The organism is Vannielia sp. (genome assembly GCF_029212645.1).
Taxonomy (GTDB): Bacteria; Pseudomonadota; Alphaproteobacteria; order Rhodobacterales; family Rhodobacteraceae; genus Vannielia.
In genome coordinates this window covers 7,218-9,020 of record NZ_JARGND010000072.1, presented here as the reverse complement: position 1 = coordinate 9,020, position 1,803 = coordinate 7,218, and the positions used below count along the sequence as shown (strand labels likewise).

At 65.4% G+C, this 1,803-nt stretch carries 2 protein-coding genes; both read right to left on the bottom strand.

What is annotated here, in order from left to right:
• Positions 1-383, bottom strand: a 383-nt coding sequence (locus P1U55_RS15050) for an acetyl-coenzyme A synthetase N-terminal domain-containing protein (RefSeq protein ID WP_301048449.1), incomplete at its 3' end; no start/stop codon positions are given.
• Entirely contained in the window at positions 380-1,630 is a 1,251-nt protein-coding gene (locus tag P1U55_RS15045) for a CoA transferase (protein WP_301048448.1), read from the bottom strand. The genes P1U55_RS15050 and P1U55_RS15045, both read right to left, overlap by 4 nt.
• Between the last annotated feature and the right edge of the window lie 173 nt (positions 1,631-1,803).

Here is a 1,803-nt window from a genome sequence, read left to right as displayed (position 1 = left end):
CGGGCGGAGAGGTCGCGGTAGGTGATCCGTCGCACCTCGCCCCCCTCGCCTTCCCAGACCAGCGCCTCCTTTTCCCATACCGGCGTATCGCGGTGGCGCTCTATGCAACTGGCAACCACATTTGTGGTGCCACCCACGCACCACCGCGTGAAGGGCACGCCGCGTGCGGTGTCGAGCACCTGCTCGTAGGGCCGGAAAAAGTGCAGCCGTTGGGCGACCGTATCCCAAAACCACGCCGGGTCCTCGTCGGCACGCGCAAGCAGCGCGTTGTAATCCGCCAGCCCGTGTTCATCGAGAAACGCGCGCAGGTTGCTTTTTTCGCAAAGCTCTTTCGGCGGATGCCATACAAAGCCATCGCTGGCCGGGTTCGGTTCGGTGGTCATGATGGTTGCCCTCCTTGCGCGTTGTCCTGATCTGGTTCCGGCCCGGTCTCGGCAGGCAGGCGCAAAACCCCGGCCCGGACCAGATCGGCAATCTCCGCCTCGCCAACGCCCGCATCGCGCAGCAGCTCAACCCCGTGCTCACCAAGGCGCGGAGCCAGAGGCGGTGGCGCGGTGTCGTCCTCGCCGTCCCAGTGCACGGCGCCGCGCACCCGCAGAATGCGGCCCTCGGACGGGTGCTCTTCCTCGCGGATCAGGCCAACCGCCTTGAGCTGCGGGTCGTCGATAAGCGTTTCCAGGGTGTTGGTCGGCATCGCCGGAATATCCGCCGCCTCGAACGCGGCCAGCCACTCGGCGGTGGTGCGGGTGGTAAGGTGTTTCGCGACGATCTGGTAAAGCGCGGCAATGTTTGCGCTTCGCTCAAAAAGCCTGGCAAAGCGCGGGTCTTCGCCCAGTTCCGGCACGTCGAGGGTGCGAAACAGCGATTGCCATTGCTGATCGGTGTAGGGCAGCACGCCAATATGCCCATCTGCGGTTCGGAACGGCCGCCGATACGGGTTGAGATGGCGGGGATAGCCCATCTCGCCCTCGGGCGGCACGAAACTGCGGCCATAAAGATGATCACCCAGCACGAACCCCGCCAGCGCCTCGAACATGGGAACGACAACGCTTTGGGCTTTGCCGCTGCGCAACTGCGCCACCACCGCCGCCAGCACCGCTTCGGCGGCAAAAAGCCCGACAATCCGGTCAGCCATTGCCAGCGGCACATACTGCGTTTCGCCGCCCGAACGGTGCATCAGGTCGGGCAGCGCCACAAGGCCCTGGATCAGATCGTCATAGGCCGGGCGGTCGGTATAAGGACCGCCGCGATCAAAGCCGAGGATCGCGCAATGCACAACGCCCGGATTGATTTTCCGGAGGTCCTCGAAAGAGAGCCCCAGTTTCTTTGCAGCAGGGTCGCGCATGTTGTGGATCACCACATCGGCACGCGCCACCAACTGCTCAAAGACCGGGCGCGCCTCGGGGCGGCGCAGGTCAAGCGCCAGACTGCGCTTTCCGGCCCCAAGGCCAAGGAACATCGAACTCATCTTCGCGTGCCGGGCCGGGCCGACATTGCGGATCGGGTCGCCGTCTGGCGCTTCCAGCTTGGTGATCTCGGCCCCGTATTCCGCAAGGATCTGGGTAGCATAGGGCCCGGTCCCCATGGTCGTGAGGTCAAGCACACGGATCCCGTCGAGCAGCCCCGTCATGGCTTCGCTCCCCCCGTTTGGCTGTCGGCGACCACCGCATCTCTCAACAGTTCATCAACCGCCGCAGGCGCGAACCCAAGCGTCGCAAGGATATCCCGCGTGCCCGCCCCGGCCTCCGGTGCCGGTGCGCGGATCTGAGGCTGGCGCCCATCTGCCGAGGCCGGAAAGGCCGA